Origin of the sequence: Singulisphaera acidiphila DSM 18658 (assembly GCF_000242455.2) — a bacterium.
GTDB classification, from domain to species: Bacteria; Planctomycetota; Planctomycetia; order Isosphaerales; family Isosphaeraceae; genus Singulisphaera; species Singulisphaera acidiphila.
Genome location: NC_019892.1, coordinates 2,515,753 through 2,534,389, shown reverse-complemented (window position 1 = coordinate 2,534,389; position 18,637 = coordinate 2,515,753). Strand labels below are relative to the sequence as shown.

20 protein-coding genes and 3 pseudogenes are annotated in these 18,637 nt (G+C 63.2%); 15 read left to right on the top strand and 8 right to left on the bottom strand.

Annotated features, from left to right (window positions below; all coding sequences use genetic code 11):
• Window positions 1-283: 283 nt before the first annotated feature.
• The 3 genes from SINAC_RS10100 to SINAC_RS10090 all read right to left on the bottom strand — a co-directional run bounded on the left by SINAC_RS10100 (window position 284) and on the right by SINAC_RS10090 (window position 1,801).
• Window positions 284-424 (bottom strand): hypothetical protein, encoded by a 141-nt coding sequence (locus SINAC_RS10100; protein WP_154673603.1) that lies wholly within the window; start codon window positions 422-424, stop codon window positions 284-286.
• Between the two features lie 82 nt (window positions 425-506).
• Complete coding sequence (locus SINAC_RS10095; protein WP_015245561.1) at window positions 507-743, bottom strand: hypothetical protein; 237 nt, start codon at window positions 741-743, stop codon at window positions 507-509.
• Between the two features lie 62 nt (window positions 744-805).
• A complete protein-coding gene (locus SINAC_RS10090; RefSeq protein WP_244884951.1) occupies window positions 806-1,801 on the bottom strand; it encodes an ISAs1 family transposase in 996 nt (331 codons plus the stop codon).
• Window positions 1,802-2,356: 555 nt separating this feature from the next.
• Here SINAC_RS10090 and SINAC_RS10085 point away from each other — a divergent pair.
• From SINAC_RS10085 to SINAC_RS10075, 3 genes and pseudogenes are all read left to right on the top strand, one after another.
• Window positions 2,357-3,506, top strand: a pseudogene (locus SINAC_RS10085) (ISAs1 family transposase).
• Window positions 3,507-4,254: 748 nt separating this feature from the next.
• The gene (locus SINAC_RS39755) at window positions 4,255-4,395 is read left to right on the top strand and encodes a hypothetical protein (RefSeq protein ID WP_020465563.1); all 141 of its coding nucleotides are present in this window, start codon (window positions 4,255-4,257) and stop codon (window positions 4,393-4,395) included.
• An 84-nt stretch (window positions 4,396-4,479) separates the two neighbouring features.
• Window positions 4,480-5,298 (top strand): TSCPD domain-containing protein, encoded by an 819-nt coding sequence (locus tag SINAC_RS10075; protein ID WP_026011905.1) that lies wholly within the window; start codon window positions 4,480-4,482, stop codon window positions 5,296-5,298.
• Window positions 5,299-5,485: 187 nt separating this feature from the next.
• On the opposite strand, the gene SINAC_RS10070 is transcribed toward SINAC_RS10075, so the two are convergent.
• The gene (locus SINAC_RS10070; RefSeq protein ID WP_020465564.1) at window positions 5,486-5,824 is read right to left on the bottom strand and encodes a hypothetical protein; all 339 of its coding nucleotides are present in this window, start codon (window positions 5,822-5,824) and stop codon (window positions 5,486-5,488) included.
• Between the two features lie 175 nt (window positions 5,825-5,999).
• Entirely contained in the window at window positions 6,000-6,329 is a 330-nt protein-coding gene (locus tag SINAC_RS10065) for a hypothetical protein (RefSeq protein ID WP_044147077.1), read from the bottom strand.
• On the opposite strand from SINAC_RS10065, the gene SINAC_RS10060 reads away from it, so the two are divergent.
• The 4 genes and pseudogenes from SINAC_RS10060 to SINAC_RS41165 form a co-directional block, all read left to right on the top strand.
• Window positions 6,322-6,501, top strand: a complete 180-nt coding sequence (locus SINAC_RS10060) for a sigma factor-like helix-turn-helix DNA-binding protein (protein WP_044147075.1) — start codon at window positions 6,322-6,324, stop codon at window positions 6,499-6,501. The genes SINAC_RS10065 and SINAC_RS10060 overlap by 8 nt on opposite strands.
• A 414-nt stretch (window positions 6,502-6,915) precedes the next feature.
• The gene (locus tag SINAC_RS10055) at window positions 6,916-7,377 is read left to right on the top strand and encodes a hypothetical protein (RefSeq protein WP_015245557.1); all 462 of its coding nucleotides are present in this window, start codon (window positions 6,916-6,918) and stop codon (window positions 7,375-7,377) included.
• The gene (locus tag SINAC_RS10050; RefSeq protein ID WP_015245556.1) at window positions 7,367-8,710 is read left to right on the top strand and encodes an IS4 family transposase; all 1,344 of its coding nucleotides are present in this window, start codon (window positions 7,367-7,369) and stop codon (window positions 8,708-8,710) included. The genes SINAC_RS10055 and SINAC_RS10050 overlap by 11 nt, the downstream gene beginning before the upstream one ends.
• 646 nt (window positions 8,711-9,356) lie before the next feature.
• Window positions 9,357-9,950 (top strand): annotated as a pseudogene (locus SINAC_RS41165) (reverse transcriptase domain-containing protein); the annotation flags it as partial.
• On the opposite strand, the gene SINAC_RS10040 reads toward SINAC_RS41165, so the two are convergent.
• Window positions 9,924-11,588: a recombinase family protein gene (locus SINAC_RS10040; protein WP_015245555.1), complete on the bottom strand. Its 1,665-nt coding sequence runs from the start codon at window positions 11,586-11,588 to the stop codon at window positions 9,924-9,926. The pseudogene SINAC_RS41165 and the gene SINAC_RS10040 overlap by 27 nt on opposite strands.
• Window positions 11,589-12,098: 510 nt before the next feature.
• On the opposite strand from SINAC_RS10040, the gene SINAC_RS10035 reads away from it, so the two are divergent.
• From SINAC_RS10035 to SINAC_RS10000, 8 genes are all read left to right on the top strand, one after another.
• Window positions 12,099-12,629 (top strand): group II intron maturase-specific domain-containing protein, encoded by a 531-nt coding sequence (locus SINAC_RS10035; protein ID WP_052334744.1) that lies wholly within the window; start codon window positions 12,099-12,101, stop codon window positions 12,627-12,629.
• Between the two features lie 94 nt (window positions 12,630-12,723).
• On the top strand, window positions 12,724-13,425 hold the full coding sequence (locus SINAC_RS10030; protein ID WP_157579423.1) for a hypothetical protein: 702 nt from the start codon (window positions 12,724-12,726) through the stop codon (window positions 13,423-13,425).
• 2 nt (window positions 13,426-13,427) lie between these two features.
• Entirely contained in the window at window positions 13,428-13,880 is a 453-nt protein-coding gene (locus SINAC_RS10025; protein WP_015245553.1) for a hypothetical protein, read from the top strand.
• Between the two features lie 85 nt (window positions 13,881-13,965).
• Window positions 13,966-15,150, top strand: coding sequence for a transposase (locus SINAC_RS10020; protein ID WP_015245552.1), 1,185 nt, complete (start codon window positions 13,966-13,968; stop codon window positions 15,148-15,150).
• Window positions 15,151-15,331: 181 nt separating this feature from the next.
• Complete coding sequence (locus SINAC_RS10015) at window positions 15,332-15,568, top strand: hypothetical protein (protein WP_015245551.1); 237 nt, start codon at window positions 15,332-15,334, stop codon at window positions 15,566-15,568.
• A gap of 3 nt (window positions 15,569-15,571) precedes the next feature.
• Entirely contained in the window at window positions 15,572-16,549 is a 978-nt protein-coding gene (locus SINAC_RS10010; protein ID WP_015245550.1) for a hypothetical protein, read from the top strand.
• A 4-nt stretch (window positions 16,550-16,553) separates the two neighbouring features.
• Window positions 16,554-16,871, top strand: a complete 318-nt coding sequence (locus SINAC_RS10005) for a hypothetical protein (RefSeq protein WP_020465574.1) — start codon at window positions 16,554-16,556, stop codon at window positions 16,869-16,871.
• Complete coding sequence (locus tag SINAC_RS10000; protein WP_015245548.1) at window positions 16,868-17,908, top strand: ISLre2-like element ISSiac5 family transposase; 1,041 nt, start codon at window positions 16,868-16,870, stop codon at window positions 17,906-17,908. The genes SINAC_RS10005 and SINAC_RS10000 overlap by 4 nt, the downstream gene beginning before the upstream one ends.
• Before the next feature lie 26 nt (window positions 17,909-17,934).
• Here SINAC_RS10000 and SINAC_RS41160 read toward each other — a convergent pair whose 3' ends face one another.
• Together SINAC_RS41160 and SINAC_RS41820 are read right to left on the bottom strand one after the other, a co-directional pair.
• The gene (locus SINAC_RS41160; protein ID WP_020465575.1) at window positions 17,935-18,348 is read right to left on the bottom strand and encodes a hypothetical protein; all 414 of its coding nucleotides are present in this window, start codon (window positions 18,346-18,348) and stop codon (window positions 17,935-17,937) included.
• A pseudogene (locus SINAC_RS41820) lies at window positions 18,329-18,496 on the bottom strand (IS701 family transposase); the annotation flags it as partial. The gene SINAC_RS41160 and the pseudogene SINAC_RS41820, both read right to left, overlap by 20 nt.
• Window positions 18,497-18,637 lie beyond the last annotated feature (141 nt).

Sequence of the window (18,637 nt, the reverse complement as noted above, 5' to 3'; positions counted from 1 at the left end):
ACCCGCCTCCGCGTAACCTGCTGCCGATGCCCTCCCACCGGCATGGCGATCACGGTTGCCGGGGGGCGGCTCCTCTTCCTCCACCGGCTCAGCCTTTGGCTCCTCCACCCTGACCCGTATCCTCACCGTCACCGGCTGCTCCGCCCTGCGTACCGTCCTCTCGGGCGCGGCCTCCTCGGCGTTCGCCGCTCTGAGCGTCTTGATTCTTTCCGCCAGCTACGCAACCGACGTTCCGCCCTCCGGTGCCTTGTCCGGCAGCCCGGCCTTCAACTGGTCGCGTAAGTCAGTCAACTCGCTCAGATACGCCGAGTGGGGGGAATTCCTTGCCAACCATCCCCTCGTAATCCCTGAGCTGCCCCTGGGCCACGGCCTTCCTGGTCAGGGAGACGCTGTCCCAACTGGTCGTTGAGACAAGCTCGTCCATGATACACAATGCTTTATAGTATGGTTCATAGATTGCTAATTGCACCCAGCACTACCATCCATTGAGCCATTGGCACTAGACGTCAACCAATTGGTTTGTGTTGCGGCAGCAGCCCGCTCTTCTGATACCGCTGCAGCTCCGCGTGGGAGATCACCCAGGCCGAATGCACGCCCCGGCCCGATTGCCTCTTCTCGGCATGAATGCGCACCAACCTGCACCACTCGCGCACGGTGAACTCGGCCTTGCCAACGAGACGGGCGAACTCGTCCGTCGAATACCAGTCCCTGATCGTCTGCCGCTCAATCAACGCGGCCAGCATCGATTCGATACGGTCGAGGCGTTCATCGAGATTCCGCGGTGCTGCGTCAGGGCCAGCGCATATCAAACACGCTGTAGTGAAAGGACTTGCGTGAGGTAGTCCGTATTAATCATACAGGACATCATCTTTCCACGTAGGCTATCCTTGTCGGGATGACGCTTCAGCAGCGTCACGGCGAACCGCCGAAGCCAGCTCAAGTTGTTCCCCAAAGTCCGCTCGCGAGTGCGGTGCTCATCTTCGCGAAAGTTCACATCGAGTACCCAGTGCATCGACTCGATACTCCAGTGACCGCGGACCGCTTCGCCGAAACGCTTGCCGCTCAGATAGTGGCTGCTGAGATAGTAACGCACCTCGTCCGACTCCGTCCCATCGGCATGCTGCGTGATTCGCACCGCATAGCCAATTGCCTTGATCCAGGGCCAATCCTTCAGCGGCGCGAAATCAGTCGGCACCTTGACCAGATAATAGGAACGCTCGTCGATGCGGCCGTGCCCGGCATCACGGGTCTCGTCGTATCGATAGTGGAGGTCCTCGAGATCGCGTTCCAGGTGGTCGAGGAAGAACGCTTGGATCGCGGTTGCGAGCTTCGGCTGATTGTCTTTGACGGCGATCACGCAGTCGCCGCCACCGTCAACGATCTGCTCGACAATCGCTTTCTGGCAGCCCATCGCGTCGATCGTGATGAGCGTATCCGTGAGGTCAATCTGCTCGAGAAGTTTTGGGATGGCTGTGATCTCGTTGGACTTGGCGTCGGTGGCCACCTGACCCAGCGCAATGCCCTGCTCGCTGGCCCAGGCGCTGACAATGTGCAGATTGCCAAGACCTTTGGCCGCATCGTGCGATCCGCGACAGGCTTTGCCGTCGATAGCGACGTGTCGGCGGGAGTTCTCAGTGTCGGCGGGGATCGCGTCGCAGATCCAGTCCTGGAAGCAGCGTTGAAAGGCTTCGGGTTTCAGCGCCATGAGCAAGCGTCGGATGCAATCCCGTGAGGGGATGCCGTTGGGCAGGGCCAGATGCAGGGCCAGCCAGGACTCACGATTCTTGGCCCAGCGATGAATGGCGGTAGGGCCATCGCATCCGCAGATGACGGCGCGACCGCGATGACAGCGATATCGACCATCAAGTGCCGACGATTGCGTGCGTGGCGGGGATCGGAGAGCGATTCGAAATAAGAGCCGATGGAGCCGACATCGACGGGCTTGGCCATGGGAGGCATCCTGGGATCGGTCGGTGTCGGCCTCCGCACACCCGGAGTGCAGTAAGCCGATTCACGAGGACCGATTCAAAGATAACGAGCCACGGTCTGTCGCGCCAGACTACTCAGGCCGCACAGTTATACGCGCTGGCCCTGGGTGCTGCGTCTGTGCTCATCGTTCCTGCCCTTCTCCAGTTCCGCGCCGGCCAGATTGCATTCGGGGCGAATGCGGCCGGGTACGATAGCGATGGCCCCATGATTGGCACAACCTCGACCGGATCCTGAACGCTCCCGGGGGCAGGGCCAGCGCGCACTTATAGGTAGTTTTGGCGATTTATAGGGCTTGCGCCCGGGCCGATATTTTTGTAAATCATTCTCCATGCTTACTCCTCGGCTGGTTATGCATGGAGAGCGAACGATGGCGGATCCACGATGCGTCGACCTGGATGAGATCGTACTCCACTTCCACGAGTTGGAGGACCCTCGCTCCTCGATCAATCTCCAGCATCCCCTGACCAGCGTCATTCTGATCGCGCTGATGGCTGTCCTGGCCGGCGCCGCCGGCCCGACCGCGATCGCCAGGTGGGCCGTCATGAAGCAAGCGTTCCTCGTCAGAGTCCTGGATTTGCCCAACGGCATCCCACGCAAGGACGTCTTCCGCCGCGTCCTTATGGCGCTGAAGCCCGATGCCTTCCAGTCATGCTTCGCCGGATGGCTGCGGGCCCTGCGGGCGACGGCGGAAGCGGAGACCGGAATCGAGTAGCCAGTCCTGGCCGTGGACGGTAAGACGGCGAGGCGGAGCCACGACCGCAAGAACGGCCTGGGGGCCCTGCATTCCGTGAGTGTCTGGGCGAGCGAGTACGGCCTGTCGCTGGGCCAGGTGGCCTGCGCCGAGAAGTCAAACGAGATCACGGCCATCCCCGAGCTCTTGAGGCAGGTCGACATCGAGGGGGCGATCATCACGATCGACGCGATGGGGACGCAGAAGGCCATCGCCGAGCGAATCGTCGAGGGGAAGGCGGATTACGTCCTGGCCTTGAAAGGGAACCAGGGGACGATGCATCAGGTGGTCATCAAAGCAGTGGGAGGACGACTTCGCGGGTGTGGATGCCGGTCGGCATCAGACCGTGGAATCGGGGCATGGCCGTCGGGAGACGCGGACCTACATCCAACTGCCCGTGCCCCAAGACCTACCAGGGCTCAGGTCGTGGAACGGGCTGAAATCGATCGGTATTGCGGTCTCCGAATCGGTCCGCGACGGCAAGGTGACTAACGAGGTCCGCTACTACATCAGCAGCCTGGCGGTTGATGTGAAGCGATTCGCCCGCGCCGTTCGGTCACACTGGGGCATCGAAAACGGCTGCCACTGGACTCTGGATGTGACCTATCGCGAGGACGAATCGCGGATCCGCGAGAAGTGCCTCCGAGAAAACATGGCGTGGCTGAATCGCCTCAGCCTCTCGCTGTTGAAGCAACATCCCGGCCGCGAGAGTGTAGCCATGAAGCGGCGGAGTTGCGGCTGGAGTGAGGAGTTCCTCTTGCAAGTCATTGTCGGATCAACGAATTAGTGTGCGCTGGCCCTGCTCCCGGGGGCCCTTGCCTTGCCGCCCGGATCGCGGAAATGACAGGCGCTATGATCGACAATCGAGATCTGAGCGAGCACCCCGATCTTGAACATGGGAAGGCTCACTTCGAGGCCCTTTCCTGCCTCGGGCCGGCAATTGTCGGTCATCTTCGTCCGCCGGCTACGGATCACAGTGAATCGACCTCGTAAAGGGTCTAAATACTCAAGTTCCGCACCCCTCTGAAAAGGTTTGGGTCGGTGGGCTAGCAGCCGCGCGGCTCTCCTGGCAATCGTTCCGATCGCCAGGAGACTCAAACCATGGAAGCCTCGACTCAGTTCCAGATCCAGATCGTTGCCGCTCTGCCCGCCATCAAGACATCACCTCGATCAACTGGACCTCGCCGGAACCATCGAGCGGTTCGTTCAATGGGAAGGCGAGGTTCCCTTGGGGACGCTCGTCGAGGTACTGATTGCCAACCGCTTGCTCCGCCCGACCGTTGCACAGGATGAATCCAACCCCTTCTTACACTGGCTCTACCTGCGACGGCATACGAGAGGGCGACTTCCACATTCCAAGTTAAGCGTCATGAAAAAGGCCAGACCAACTTGAACTCAATGGGTCATGGCGCTCGTTCTGAAAGGGTCACGTAAGAACGACGTGGCTGTATCGCGGTCGACCAACATTCCGACCGCTCGTCTGTTCCGCCGTGCCGTACACTCGGCGAAGGAATCGTGAAGGGCCGCCGGATTCGGTGAGGGAGCGACGCGAATCAAGTGCGTCGACAATTGAGGAGGAGTTCCTGGCCTACGCGTGGGAAATCGGCTTGCTCGGCAGCGACCCGTCGGAGGAGGACGAGCTTCGTATCCTGGCCCAGGTCGAGGAGCTGGGCTAATTCCTGTCGCCGCCCGAGCCGAAACCTTCCGTCGTTCACCAGACCGCTCAAGCCGGCAGCCGACACGGCCAGCAGTCCGAGACGATGCCGCGGGACCTCTCGATCAGGCTCGGCCGCGACGTTGGCAAGTTGACCACGGCGCCGCCGGTGACGCTCGCCGCGAACGACAAGATCGAGGTCCCGGTCGTGATCGCCGAGCCCAGGCCGAGGCGAGCGAAGCTCCCCGAGCACGTGCAGGCGGGGCGGCTTGACTTCACAGTCGGAGGCCACAAGGGCTACGTCCACGTCGGCTTCTACCCGATCGGCCGCCCCGACGCGCTGTTCCTCACGATGGACAAGGAGGGGTCAACGATCGCCGGTCTGATGGACGGGGTCGCCACCCTCACCTCGATCGGCCTCCAGCACGGCGTGCCGCTGACGATCCTGGTGCGCAAGTTCGAGTGGGTCGAGTTCGAGCCGCTCTGGATGACCGGCGACCCGGACGTCGCATGGCCAAGATTTTGCTTGATGACATCTTCCACAAACTGGGCATGCTCTACCTGCCCTCGTCCCGGGCCCCCCACGGCCACCACGACGAACCAGCGGATGGGGAGACCCTGGGCCCGGCCGAAGTGTCCCGACGCTGCCCGGGACGATCCTGGGCGTCTCCGGCGGGGATCCCGACGCCGGGAGGCCCGGCATGACCCTGCCACCTGCGAGCCTCACCGCGGGATTGATTGCCCAATGTTCGCAGAATTCCCAGTTGGCCAGCTCCATGGGGACGCCCCACCCTGCGACAATCGCGGCAAAATGATGATCCAGTCGGGGGCCAGCGACCGCTGCGGCATGTGTGGCAACCAGGAGGCTGCGGTTGAAGTAGCGAGTGGTCAAATTGATGCGAGCGAGGGCCGGTTCAAGCATTGATCCGGCCCTTTCCGTTGGATGTCGCGAACTCTCAAGGATGAGCATGCTGCCGGGGATGAATCGCGGATCGCCGCAATCGCCGGCACGAAGTCGGGTCGAATCGGCGGGCCGGCGCGGGTACCTTTCGCCGGCTTCGCAGATGACCGCGACCGGGCCGCCCGGCGGCGTAGGTAAGACCTTACCCACTTCACCAGACTCGAGGGGTACGATGCCCGAGAATCACACGGTAAGGACAACGGACCTGGGCCACATCATCGCCGCTGTCGCGGGCGGCAACCGCGGCCAGACCGAGACGCAACGACGGGCGCGCCACGACGAAGTCGAGCGGACGCAGCGCCTGCTGGCGAGAGCCCAGGCCGAGGTCGTCAGGGGCGACGACGAGGCAGATGAGGAGTTCGCGGTCCGCCGGCGTCCGGTCGACGACGCAATCAGTACGATGATCCTCGACAACATTCCCCTCGTCATCGGGGTCGCCCGGAGCTTCGCCGCCCGGTACGTTCGCAACTGCGTCGACATCCACAGACATGATCGAGGTCGGCGAGCTCGGCCTCCGCAGGGCGATCGTCGGCTGCGAGGTCGGCTACAGCACCCGGCTGTCGACCTACGCCAGCCCCTGGACACGCCAGGCGATCCAGCGCGAGGACAAGACGCACAGCAATGTGCTTCTACACGCCGGCCTGCCTGTTCAAGCTGGTGTGGGCCTACAGCCCCGCCGGGGTCGGATGATGGTCGAGGCCGGGTTCGAGCCGCGCGACCACGAGGTGTTCGACCGGCTGGGCTGGGACGCAAAGACCATCACGAGCTACCGGGACTTCGAGCGGGGGATCCCCGACAACCTCGTCGCCAGCGACGCTGTCACCGGCGACAACAACGACCACGACTGGCGCGGGTCGATCTACGAGTTCCCCGATCCCTGCGCCGGCGGGCTCGGCGCGTTCGAGCAGGTGCAGGCCGGCGAGTCCCTGGCGCGCTGGCCGGTTGAGATCGAGCAGCTCGACGGACGCACCCGGACGATCCTCAGCGATGCACAACGAGCTGGCGCCGTTCGACCGCGAGCACACGCTCGGCGAGATCGGCGCCGCCCTTGGCGCCGTCCTCGGCCTCACGCGGGAGCGAGTCCGACAGATCGAGCCCACCGGCTTGGAGCAGGTCCGCGCCCGCCTCGGGGTCGAGGCGCGGGAGCCGGCCGGCGCGCGGTCGTGAGGTCGACCGGCCGTCCCGATCCGACGCGCCGTGTCCGGTCTCCCCCGTCCGTCGTTCCTGCGCTCCAAAAGCGGTGCGCCAGCACCCGCCTTTTTGTTTTGATTTTTATTCCCGTGGGGAGGCGGGGGGTCCCCGACAGAGGAGGGACCCGCCGACCCGTCGGGGATTCAACCCGTTTAGGGTTGTACGCCCAGATCGCACGAAATCGCAGTTTTGCGTATCTGTGCGTAAATGAAAGTCATGTGCTTTTTGTGCGTAAGTGGATGTCGCCGATTTGCCGGTCCCCGTACGCCTGGGCTTTGTGCGTAAGTGGATGTCGTCGATCCGCCGCGACGCGATACGCGTCTCTGTATTCATTGTTGTTCAATGCTGCGTTTCCACTCGCTGCAGGTCCCCCTTATCGGAGGCGAATCGATGGCCGATACCGGCCCGTATCTCAAGCTCTTCGAGGCGGTGTGTCCGCCCCGGACCTATCGCAATCGCGTCTCGCTCATCTCGTCCGTCTACCCGCTCTGCGGGGCGATCAAGGCCGGCTCGGAGGCGCGGACGATCGCGGTCCTGGTCGAACGGTGGCGCGACCGGATCCGCCACCTCGAATGCCACGGGTGGGACCAGACCGCGGAGACGCGGGGCTCGGCGCGCTCCGACGACGAGATGGCCAACAGCCGGAAGTGGCGGATGCTCAACTGCCCGCCATCGTCGATCAAGGTGCAGCCCGCGCCGACGCCGTGCCACGTCCGGTTCGCGTGCCCACACTGCTGGGGCCGGAACGCCCAATGGCACTTACTTTCGCCAATCCTGCAACAAGGGGCACCTCTGGCACGATTTTTGCGCCATGAACTCCTATTTTTTGGGAGTACCTCGCATGAACCATGACCAGGAATCACCCGCTGTCGTCGATTTGGGTGAGGCGGTTCGGATGTTCCATCGCTTGGTCCCACCGGATGTCCTGCATGCTCAGAAACCGCCCACGCTCTCGACCGTGTTCACGCCTTGGGTCGTTGTCTGGCTGATGATCTATCAACGGTTGACCTGCAATGCAACGATGGCCGCCGCTGTGGGAGAGTTGGCTCGATTAAGTGCGGATGTGCTCCCTGATAACAAGCGGGCCCGTGAGAAGTCGTTCTCGGCCAACACGGGTGGATTTTCGCGAGCGCGAGATCGGCTGCCCGTAGAGATGGCTCAACGGGCGGCTGACGAGGTTTCTGCAGCCTTAATCGCCAAGTCTCCGCCATCGGTGAAAGGGCGTAATGCGTTTCTTGTGGACGGTTCCACGCTCTCTTTGGCACCCACTGACGCCTTGCGCAAAACGTATCCGCCGGCCCGCAATCAACACGGCGAATCGCACTGGCCGATCCTCCACTTGGTAGCGGCCCACGAGTTATCCAGCGGTGTGACCGTGCGTCCGGAAGTGGGGGCAATGTATGGCCCGGCCGCGATTGGCGAAGTCCCATTGTCGGCCGGTTTGATGCCGCGACTTCCGGTCGGCTCCGTGTTGATCGCCGACCGGAATTTTGGTGTCTTCGCGTTCGCCTGGTTGGCCAACCAGGCGGGCCACGACTTCGTGTTGCGGTTGACTGAGAAGCGATTTCGGTCGATGGTGCGCCAAGGGAAAGCCCAGGGCAAGGACCAGTGGGAACTCACTTGGCAGCCCAACCGCTGGGAACGCAAGTCGAACCCACAATGGCCGGCCGATGCAACGTTGCGGGTGTGGTTGCACGAGGTTCGAATTTCCGAGAAGCTGACGCTGTGGCTTGTGAGTCGGCTCCCTGACGAGGGGTGCGAGCTCGCCGCGATCTATGGCCAGCGGCAAAATATCGAAACCGATCTGCGTGATTTGAAGCGGACGCTTCGCTTGGAAGAGATGCGTGGCCGATCCACGGAGATGGTCGCGAAGGAACTGGCCTCGGCGACAGTGGCCTATAACATGGCGAATCTGATTCGCCGGATGGCTGCGGCTCGGGTCGAGATCGCGCCGCGGCGATTGAGCTTCAACCGGGTATGGTCGTTAGTGAAGGTCTTGCTCTTGGAGTCGCTGGATACCACGGACCCCGCGAAGATCCAAGAGCGGATCGACTTGGTTCTGAGGATGTCTGGCCAGTGTAAGCTCGCGAATCGCCCTGGCCGACACTACCCGCGTGAGGTGATCGCCCGCCGCAGAAAATTCCCACTGCGACCACGCAAACGCGGTCTGAAATCGAGAAAGTAAGTGCCATTGGCCGGAACGCCGGCGACTGTGCGCCACGAAGGTGTGAAAGGACGACTTTCAGGAGCGTCCCGGAACGCCATGCTGCGCGAGAGATGAGGGTAGGTCCCTCGGGATCGGGTTGCAGGACCAGATCTCAAATCACCCGAAGCGGCTTGGATTAAGAGTCCTGGTCGTGAGCGTTCGGGAAAAGGCCGGTCTTGAACCGGTCAGATACGAACCGAGAAGGCGAACGCAAGTGAACCACCGATGAGGCGTCGAAAGCGTAGGGACGTCATCGAAACCAGGCTCCAGTCGTTGGCCTGGGATGCAGTCAAGGCGAGACCTGCTTATGGCCTTGATGGTGACCGGCGTAAAGGTGGCGCGAGCTCGGTTCAGGCTCTCGCGGGGAACGTGGGAACCTGTCGTCACGATGCCAAGGGAGATGGCCAAGTGGAGGCCCCACGAGGTCAAAAGTTCCGATGCGTGGCACAGGGGCAGATCAACCCGTAGTAGCGTCGAAACCTGGTAATGCGGGTGGAGCGAAGGGGTTGAATGGTTCAGCCAAAGGGATGGATCAACCAGCGATGGGAGGAATTCATGCCGGAAGCGAAGTCGTGCGTCAAGGCTTGCGCGGGGGGCAAAAGTCAACCAGTGATGGGAGGAACCGATGCCTGAGGCGAAGACTTATGCGATTTCCAAACAGGTGGTCCACGAGGCCTACCTGAAGGTCAAGGCGAACCACGGCGCGGCCGGGGTGGACGGACAGTCGATCGAGGTGTTTGAGACCGACTTGAAGGGCAACCTCTACAAGATCTGGAATCGGATGTCCTCGGGGAGCTACTTCCCACCGCCGGTGCGGCTCGTGGAGATCCCGAAAGCCGATGGGGGTTCAAGGCCGTTGGGGATACCCACGGTCGGCGATCGCGTGGCCCAGATGGTCGTCAAGATGCATCTGGAGCCGCTGGTGGAGCCGCATTTCCATCCCGACTCCTACGGGTATCGTCCCGGACGATCGGCGCTGGATGCGGTGGCCGCCGCGCGGGAGCGGTGCTGGCGGTCCGACTGGGTGATTGATCTGGATATCAAAGGTTTCTTTGACAATCTCGATCATGAACTGGTCATGAAGACGGTCCGTCATCACGTGAACGAACCATGGGTCCTGCTGTACATCGAGCGGTGGCTGAAAGCCCCCGTTGAGAAGCAGGACGGTCGTCGAGAAGAGCGCACGAAGGGCTCACCCCAGGGGTCGATCGTCACGCCCCCAACAATGTTGCAAACTACCGTGTTGGGGGCGTCCCTCAAAAGGGGATGGGCTGACTCGATACACGATGCGAATCTCCTGCTCGTCGATCTCTACCTTTTTCACCAAGGCCCGCACGATCTCCCGTCGTGTGTCCCAGTCCGGCTCTTGCAACTCCTGGGAAACTCGCCTCGCGAACTCCTCCAACTGGCCGATCACCAGCCGGAGTTCTGCCTCTTGGCTCGCCTCGCTGATCCGCTGCCGACACTCATGCTCCAGTTTCCCCAGGCGTTCCCTCGCCGCCAAGATCCTCGGCTCGAAATCCGACTTATCGAGTAACCCGTCGCTGTAAGCATCGATCAATCTAGCAATCATCTTTTTTAGATTCTTAACCTGCTTGTCGAGATGCTCCACCTCGTGGCTCGGGCCGGACTCCGCCGCCTGCAGCCGCCGCTCGTACTCCGCCCGGACCCGGTCGGGTTCGGATAAAAGCTGACGTACATCGTCCCAGACGGCGGCGTCCAAAACATCGGTGCGGACCTGCTTGTTCCAGCACAAACGCTGGCCGCCGAAGCGGTAGGCGTCGGAACCCGTGCAGCGGTAGTAGGCGTAGGGGACCTTGCCTTTGGCTGAGGTCCGGCTCGTCGGCTTACCGTAGCAGCCGTAGCCGCACCGCTGGCAAACGACCAGGCCCTGGAGCAGGTAACAGCCAACACCGGGCCGGTCGCGACGGCGTTGTCGGTTCTCCTCGAGTTGATCCTGGACCGCCCCGAAGAGGTCCTCGCTCACCAGCCCGGGGACATCAATTAAGATCTGATCTTCCAATGAGGTATCGACCCGTGAGGCCGGGCGTCTCGGATGCTCGGGGCGGCCGCGCTGCGGGCGGAGCCGCAGCCGCTTGGGTGGGCCCGATCGCGTCTTGCCATAGGCCGCCGTCCCCTTGTAGGCGGGGTTCTTGAGGATCAGCCAGACCGTCGAGCGGTCCCAGGCCGATTTGCCGGTTCGCGTGGTGACTCCCTCATCTTTCAGGCGGCGGCAGACTTCGCCGATGGAACACCGTTCCTGGCCGACCCACCCGAAGATCTTCCGCACGACACGTGCCTCTTCGGCCACGATCTGATAACGCGCCTCGCCGTCGCCGTCGTGCTTGCCGACGTATCGGTAGCCGTAGGGCGCGCCACTGAGCACGTTGACCGAGCCATGGCGGGCCGCGTGCTGCTTGCCCCGGCGGCAACGTTCCATGATCTTGGCACGCTCGTACTCGGCGATCATGCCCTGGACCTGCAGCAGCAAGTTCTCCTCGGGTCCGTGGCCGGGGGGATTGCGAAGGAAGACGACCTCGACGCCGCAATGGTCGAGTTCCTCAATGATCAATACATTATATGCATATTTGCGTGACAGACGATCAGGGTCGAGGACGTAGAGGCGGTCGATGGCGCCGGCCGCAGCCTGATCCCGGAGTTGTTCCAGGCCCGGGCGGACCAGGATGCTGCCGCTGACTCCATCGTCCACGAAGCACGATTCGGGGTCGCATTCCAAGCCATCATCGGCGACGCGTTGTGTGACGACTTCGAGTTGGCTGGCGATTGTGTCCTCTTTGGCCTGAGATTCACCGGAGACCCGGGCGTAGATCGCCACACGAAGATTGGGATTGTGCATGGCAGGTCAAGCTCCCCCGGCCTTAGATCGGAGTCTCTGGTTCGTCGCCTCCGTCTCGTGGCACTCGGTTCGAGATCGCGGCCGTTCCGGGTGGCGGGAGATGACTGGAATCAGCGATTGACATGCAGTTGAAATCAAGTAACTATGAAGTCGAATGAACTCAAAATGGCGGGTGATGGGAGGGCTAAGGGTGGGCCTCCCTGGAGATGTGATCATGTCGACTCCTCCTCTCCGAGATCGCGGCCTTCGGCCTGCCTGGGATGGGGGTCGAACTGGGGCTGCCATCCGTGCCCGTACTTCGGTCGGAGCCGCGATCGGGAAATGACAGAGTCAGGGATTAGCGACGATTTTGCAACATTGTTGAGGGCGTGAGTTCACCCTTGTTGGCGAATCTCTTCATGCACTATGCGTTCGACCTCTGGATGACCCGGAGCTATCCGGACATTCACTTCGCACGCTATGCGGACGATGTGAATCATTCACGCCAAGAGTCGGGCTCAAGCCGAGCACGTGCTCGCAGCAGTTCGGGAACGCCTGAAGGAGTGCTGTCTTGAGCTTCACCCTGAGAAGACCAAGATCGTGTACTGCCAGGACGATGACCGAAGGGGCCAGCATGAGCACATCAAGTTCGACTTCCTCGGCTACACTTTTCGGCCCCGGCGGGCCAAGAATCGATGGGGGAAGTACTTTGTGAGCTTCCTCCCGGCGATCAGCGACAAGGCCGCCAATGCGATCCGGGAGACGATCCGAGAATGGCGGCTGGCCGCCACCCGGAACAATCAAACTCTGGAGGAGATCGCGGGGCTTGTGAACCCTTCGGTACGGGGATGGGTGAACTACTACGGCCGGTTCTACCGGTCGGCGCTCACTCCGGTTCTCAGGCATCTGGAGCGTGCCATGGTCAAATGGGCGCAGCGGAAATACAAACGGTTGAGGCGTCACTCCATCAACGCAGCCCACTGGCTGGGTCAGGTGGCGCGGCGCGACCCGAATCTGTTGGTTCTTTGGCAGATCGGGTTTCGACCAGCGACTGGATCATAAGAGCCGGATGAGGTGCGAGCCTTCCGTCCGGATCCGAGAGGGCCTGGGGGTGAAATCCCCCCGGGCTACTCGACTCTGGTCGACGATCGATCGCGTGTTGTTCGGCGCGTTCGAGGCGGCGGCGGCGCCCGTGCTCCCGCGGCCGAAGCCGCGCGTCGTCGTGCTCCCGCGGTCGAAGCAGCGCGGCGACGTGGTCGCGGACGACGCGGACGACGCGGACGACGCGGTGGTCGACCAGCGGCGGCGGGCGGACTGCGTGCTGGTCGAGCGGCGAATCCAGTACGGCTACAAGTTCGCGGACGCCCGCGGCACACCGTTGTTGCCGATCGTCCTCGACCACCGGCTCGGGCGCGGCCGCGGGCCCGGCGACATGGCGAAGCAACTGCCGACCCGGCGGACCGACGTCCGCCACCTCCGCGCCGCCGGCTGCGTGGGCGGGTTCGAGACGATCTACACCGGCGTGGTCTATAAGCGAAAGGACCAGGATGGCCGCCGGGAATTCCTCTGCTGGAACGTGCAAATCCGCCAGGTGCTCGCCGTGCCGCTCGACCGGGCGGAGGCGTTCCTGCAGGACCGCCGCGTGCTCACACACGGGAGCGGCAAGAGCAAGTTCGAGCTGACCTCGATCGAGCGGCCGACGCGTCGCGATGTCTCGCATGCCATGGGCAACGCCTGCCGCTACCCGCGGCAGATCGTCCACGGGCCCGCCGAGTATGCCTTCGCGACCATGGCCGCCCGCTCCGGCCGGCGGATTTCGACCACCTTCGGTTCCTTCCACGGCAATCACGAGGAATGACGATGACGACCGTGATCGAAGATCTCTTCAAGCTCCCCGCGACCGACCAGGCCGATACCCTGGCGGCCGCGATCGGATTCCCGACGAAGCCGTGGCCGCGGAACTGCTTCGCGGTCTCGTCAATGATCTGCCACGCCGGGGTGATCCCCGGCGCGGTGGTCCGCTCGGGCCACTTCGACGGCAAGGTCTCGGAAGACGCAGGCAAGTATGGCCTCACGCCGCTGCGGCCGATCCAGCGGCGCGGCTGGATCGAGCGAGCCGACGACATTGAGGGCCATGGACCCGGTGGTCGCATGGGACATCACGCTGATGCTGACTGGTTCGGCCTGGATTGGCCGGTTGACGGGCCTCAGGGCATCCGCCGCCACCTGGTGATTCAAGCGACCGATCCGGAACTTGAGATCCACCTCCTCGACGAAAGCCGGATCGCCAGATTCAGTAGTTCGGAAGTTTAGGGTTAGAGTGAGAGTCAGGGGATGACAGGCTCAAACTGGTCTCCGAAAATGACTTGTGCAAAACCTTTCACTCACGGAGGGTCCCATGCGCAAGTCCATCAATCCCCTGACTCCCACCCAAGTCTATCGCTACGCTGTCCAAGCATTCCAGCCCCCACTGAAGCTTCGCGACGCCAAGAATGTTGCTGCCCAGACGATCCTGACCGTCCTCTTCGCCGCGGCAGCCCGGATCAGTTCGCTGTCCGACACCTGCCACCGCCTCCGTGGCGTCCCCGACGAGCATGTCGTCGCCGAAGCGCTCGACTCCACCTTGCCCGACTACAACCCATTGCGGCGACGAGTCCAGGCGGCCCTTCAGGGCCATCTTCCCAAGGCTTTGCGACGCCGCCCCCAAGTGATCGCCATCGATCTGACTTTGCTCCCGTATTACGGGGCCGATCGCAAGACCAACCCGTTGGTGATGCGAGGCCAGGCCAAGAAGGGGACCTGTTCGTTCTTCGGCTACGGCACCGCCTATGTGATTCGTAAAGGGCGGCGTTACACCGTGGCGCTGAGCGCCGTCACCCCCAGCACAACGATGGCGGAGATCGTTCGCGAACTGCTGAAGCAGGTCCACGCCGCCGGGATCGAGGTCCGCTTCACCGTGCTCGATCGCGGCTTCTACTGCGTCGAGGTTATCCGTTATCTTCAGCACGCGCGCACCCCGTTCTTGATGCCCGTGGTCTGTCACGGTCGCAAAACCGAACACCCGTTGGGTCCGAGCGGCTCGAACGTCTTTAAGAAATGCAAAACGAGCGGATGGAGTACCTACACGCTGTCGAACGCGAAGCATGAGAAGGCCACAGTGAGGGTCTGTATCAAGTGTTGGAACCGCCGAGGCATGCGTGGCAAGACAGGGCGGGAAGCCTGGATTTACGCCTACTGGGGGATCGCTCCCAAGCGGTACGACTGGGTCAAGGACAGCTACCGAAGCCGGTTTGGGATCGAGACAAGTTATCGCCAAATGAACGAATGCCGGATTCGGACGACATCCAGGCGATTCGTAGTGCGGTTCTTGTACGTGGCAATTGCCTTGTTGCTTCGCAACCTCTGGGTCTGGCTCCATCACGCCGTTCTCTCGAAGCCAAGACGGGGCGGGAGCGAACTCCACCTGGAGAGGTTGCGATTGAAAACCATGCTGCTGTGGCTCTTCGATGTAGCCGTTGAAATGTATGGACTAGTGAAAATAGCGTTTGCCGAAAGGCCGTTGCCGATTGTGGTTACGACATAGGCCCCCGACGGCCTTCGATCCGAACTACTGAGATTGGAACTTCAGCGACTTCGTCACGGAGATTCCCATGGCTAAATCGAGATCAAGCCCACGTCGCTCGCTGCCGCGGGCGAACAGGCCTCAGGTGGTTCGGATCACGGTCGACGGCAAGCGCGCCTGAATCGAACCGGGGTTGCCGCACGTGATCCTTCCGTACCTCCAGTTCACCCAGCGCACCTATCGCTCGGGAGGACCGACGGGCGTTGAATCCGTCTTGGTGCGCAAGTCGATGTACGAGGGCAAGGAACCCGATCGAGACTTCATGGGTGCGGGCTCGGTTCCGCGTGTCGCGGAGATACTCCGGCAGAACGGCTACGAGGTCGAGGTCATCGACGGCACCTATCATGGTCGCGAGTGCTGGATGCGTCAGGATCAATAGTGGGTGGCCAAGGCGGGTGCGGAAACCCAGGTCTTCGTCGAGTCGTTGGCCGAGAACCGCCGCGGCCAGCTCGAGGTTTGCGGCCGTCGCGACAAGATTCGCTTGATCGTCGCGATGGCGCGGGCCTATCCCGACGCAACCATCTCGGTTCTCACCACGTCGATCCGGAGGGGGCGCTGGCTTCGTCACTTCCTGGCACAAGGATCCCGCAAGCCGGTCGAGCACTTCCACGGCGGCTCGTTCCGCTCCGAAGTGCGGCTCCGGGTCTGCACGTTCAACAGCTTCGAGAATCAGCAGACCGATATCCTGGTCTTCGAGCGGACCGAAGAGGCGGCGTCGGCCATGAGCATCGAGCATCAGAAGCTGATCGCCGATCATCGGGTCTACGGTTTTGGCGAACGAGGAAATCGGTACGGTACCCGGACGCGACTCCTCATTGAGGCATTGGTCGGTCCCACGATCTATCAGGTCCCCGATCACAATGGCCGTCGCGCCCCCGTCCGAGTTCTGCTGTCCGAGTCGCCGCTGGTGACGCTGCCTCCCGGGCTCGATCCCCTGGAGCGGAAACGCCTGGCGGTCTGGCATCATGATCGTCGAAACAGCGTCATCGCCAACCTCGCGAAGGCGTTCGATGCCGGGCAAGTCGTCGGCTTCCCAGGGCACGACTCACACGTCGACGATCGCGGAGGATTGTCTCGAACGATCGATGGCAAACTCCGAATGGCCGTGCTCGTCGAATCGCCCGAGCATGGCAGCGAGCTGGCTCGGCGCCTCCCGGGTTGGGTCTTGCAGGCGGGGCCGAGTGAAAACGGTCCGGGGTCACGCATTACGCGGACAATTCTCACCTTGATTCGCGCGAACACGATGACGCGGCTCGATGCCGACGTCCTCATCCGCGCCGATGGCAGCAATGCCCCTTTAGAGCTCCTCACTGGGGGTGTAACTCTGGAATCTGGAAATTCTGCCGCCTCCCTGGTATGACGGGATGCTCCCCGACACCCCTGGAGGCGAAGCGATGGAGCGGACGGTCACGGTCAGGACGGAGTTGGAGTCGATCTTGGTCGAACAGGCCCTGGCGATGGCGCGCGAGTTGGAGGCCGTCACCGATGCGGCTCCGGACGGTCAAGTCCTGGCCGTCGGCGAGTTGACCGCTGTTCGACTCGGCCGCGAGTTGACCCGTGTCGCCCTGGAGTCGGCCTTGCAGCAGCAGGCGCAGGCGGCCGAGAAAAAGGGGCTCCCGGCCGAGCCTGCCCCTGCGGCGGCCGTCGCGCGATCAAGGACCAGACGGCCAAGACGACCGTGATCGCCGCCGGCCGGGTGACGCTGCGTCGTCGCTCGCTGCGATGCCACGGCTGTGGCCTGACGGCTCATCCCCTCGACGCCCGCCTCGGCGTCGACGACTTCCTCAGCCCGCACGCCACCCGGTTGGCCTGCCTGGCGGCGGCGAGTTGGTCATTCGACGTCGCCTCCGACCGCCTGCACGAGTTCGCTGGCGTCCCCATCAACGGCGAGACGATCCGCCGGCATAGTCATCGCGCCGCCCAAGCTCTGACGCGGCGGCGCGAGCAGGAGCCGCCGAAGGCGCACTTCGAGGACGCCGAGGGGGAAATTGAGTTCCTGACTGACGGCGTCATGGCTCCGACCCGCGGCGGCTGGCGGGAACTGAAGATGGCGTTGTACCTGAAGCGACCGCTCGGCGAACCGGCCGAACCTGACGCCTGGGCCGAGCGGGAACTGCCGCGGCCGACGGCGCAGGCGGCCTATGCCACGGTCGCCGATAGCGAGACATTCGCGGCGCGATGGACGCCGCTAGCCCAGGCGTTGGGGATCGAGCCGGCCGGTTCGTTGACGGTCCTGGGCGACGGCGCCGAGTGGATCTGGAACGCGGCCTCGACGCAGTTCCCCGCGGTCACGCAACTCCTGGACGTCTTCCACGCCTGCGAGCATCTGGCCTCGGCGGGCCGCGCCCTGTTCGGCGACGAGGCCGCCGACTGGGTCGAACGAGGGCGGCACTCGCTCCTGGCCGACGGCTGGCCGGGGCTGCTCGACCACGTCGGAGCCACTCCGGTCGCGGGCCGGACGACGGCCGGTCAGGCCGGCCTCGATGAACTGATCGGCGACTTCGCCAAGCATACCGACCGTCTCGGCTATTACGGTCGACTCCGCACGGGCCGCTCGATCGGTAGCGGCGGAGTGGAGAGCCTGGCGCGGCGGATGGGCCGTCGGCTCAAAGTCCCGGGACGAGGCTGGTGCGTGGATCACCTGGAGGGCATGGCGTCCCTGATCGCCACTGCCGATACCCCGGAATGGGAGAGCCTCTGGACTCGGACCGCCGCTTGATCTCCAGATTCCAGAGTTACACCCGCTCACTGTTGCATGGCGTACGCTGCTCGATCCTGGAACCATCCCGCGATATCTTCGAGGGGTACGTCGTGCAAGGCCGAACCGAACGCCGCATAGACCGCGTCCTTCGTCCACGCCGCCGCCAACTGCAGCGAGCCTTTGACCTTCGAGACCACCTCCTCCAGGCTGAAGCACGCGGCTACGGCCCCCAGAATGTCCGCCACACTCGCCGAGACGTCGGTGCAGAAGAACGCACGCCACCCCGTCGCCTCGTCGACCAAGACCACGCGGATCGCTCCGCCGGTTGGCCGCCACGTCGCCAGGAATGTCTTGTACCGTTTGACCGCCTTCTCCCCGTACAAGTCGAACACGCCGGTGGACCAGCCGCGCCGCTGGCCGGCCCGCTTGGCCAGGTCGATGCGGTGTTCGCCGTACAAACAGGGCCGGCCGCCCCGGCGGTCGGGGGCCGGGGAGTGTGTGCAAGGCCGAGTCCTTGCGGAGTCGGCTGACGACCGTCATCCCCAGCGTTTGCGCCGGCTTGAGGAAGTCGGCCTTGGCGTAGGTACCGTCGGCGACGACCCACAGCGGCCTGTCCAGCTGCCCCAGCTACGGCATTGCCCACCGCAACAGTTCGACGGCCAACACCAACTTGGTCCGGAACTTGGGCCGGTGCTTTGTGTCGATGGCCGGCAGGTCCTTCGCCCGGACGTACAAGCGGGACAACAG

What these genes read in the sequence shown, in the direction of transcription:
- SINAC_RS10100 (WP_154673603.1), bottom strand. Translation starts at nt 424, where the DNA reads ATGGACGAGCTTGTCTCAACGACCAGTTGGGACAGCGTCTCCCTGACC.
- SINAC_RS10095 (WP_015245561.1), bottom strand. Translation starts at nt 743, where the DNA reads ATGCTGGCCGCGTTGATTGAGCGGCAGACGATCAGGGACTGGTATTCG.
- SINAC_RS10075 (WP_026011905.1), top strand. Translation starts at nt 4,480, where the DNA reads ATGCCGCGGGACCTCTCGATCAGGCTCGGCCGCGACGTTGGCAAGTTG.
- SINAC_RS10070 (WP_020465564.1), bottom strand. Translation starts at nt 5,824, where the DNA reads ATGTCTGTGGATGTCGACGCAGTTGCGAACGTACCGGGCGGCGAAGCT.
- SINAC_RS10060 (WP_044147075.1), top strand. Translation starts at nt 6,322, where the DNA reads ATGCACAACGAGCTGGCGCCGTTCGACCGCGAGCACACGCTCGGCGAG.
- SINAC_RS10055 (WP_015245557.1), top strand. Translation starts at nt 6,916, where the DNA reads ATGGCCGATACCGGCCCGTATCTCAAGCTCTTCGAGGCGGTGTGTCCG.
- SINAC_RS10050 (WP_015245556.1), top strand. Translation starts at nt 7,367, where the DNA reads ATGAACCATGACCAGGAATCACCCGCTGTCGTCGATTTGGGTGAGGCG.
- SINAC_RS10040 (WP_015245555.1), bottom strand. Translation starts at nt 11,588, where the DNA reads ATGCACAATCCCAATCTTCGTGTGGCGATCTACGCCCGGGTCTCCGGT.
- SINAC_RS10025 (WP_015245553.1), top strand. Translation starts at nt 13,428, where the DNA reads ATGACGACCGTGATCGAAGATCTCTTCAAGCTCCCCGCGACCGACCAG.
- SINAC_RS10020 (WP_015245552.1), top strand. Translation starts at nt 13,966, where the DNA reads ATGCGCAAGTCCATCAATCCCCTGACTCCCACCCAAGTCTATCGCTAC.
- SINAC_RS10005 (WP_020465574.1), top strand. Translation starts at nt 16,554, where the DNA reads ATGCTCCCCGACACCCCTGGAGGCGAAGCGATGGAGCGGACGGTCACG.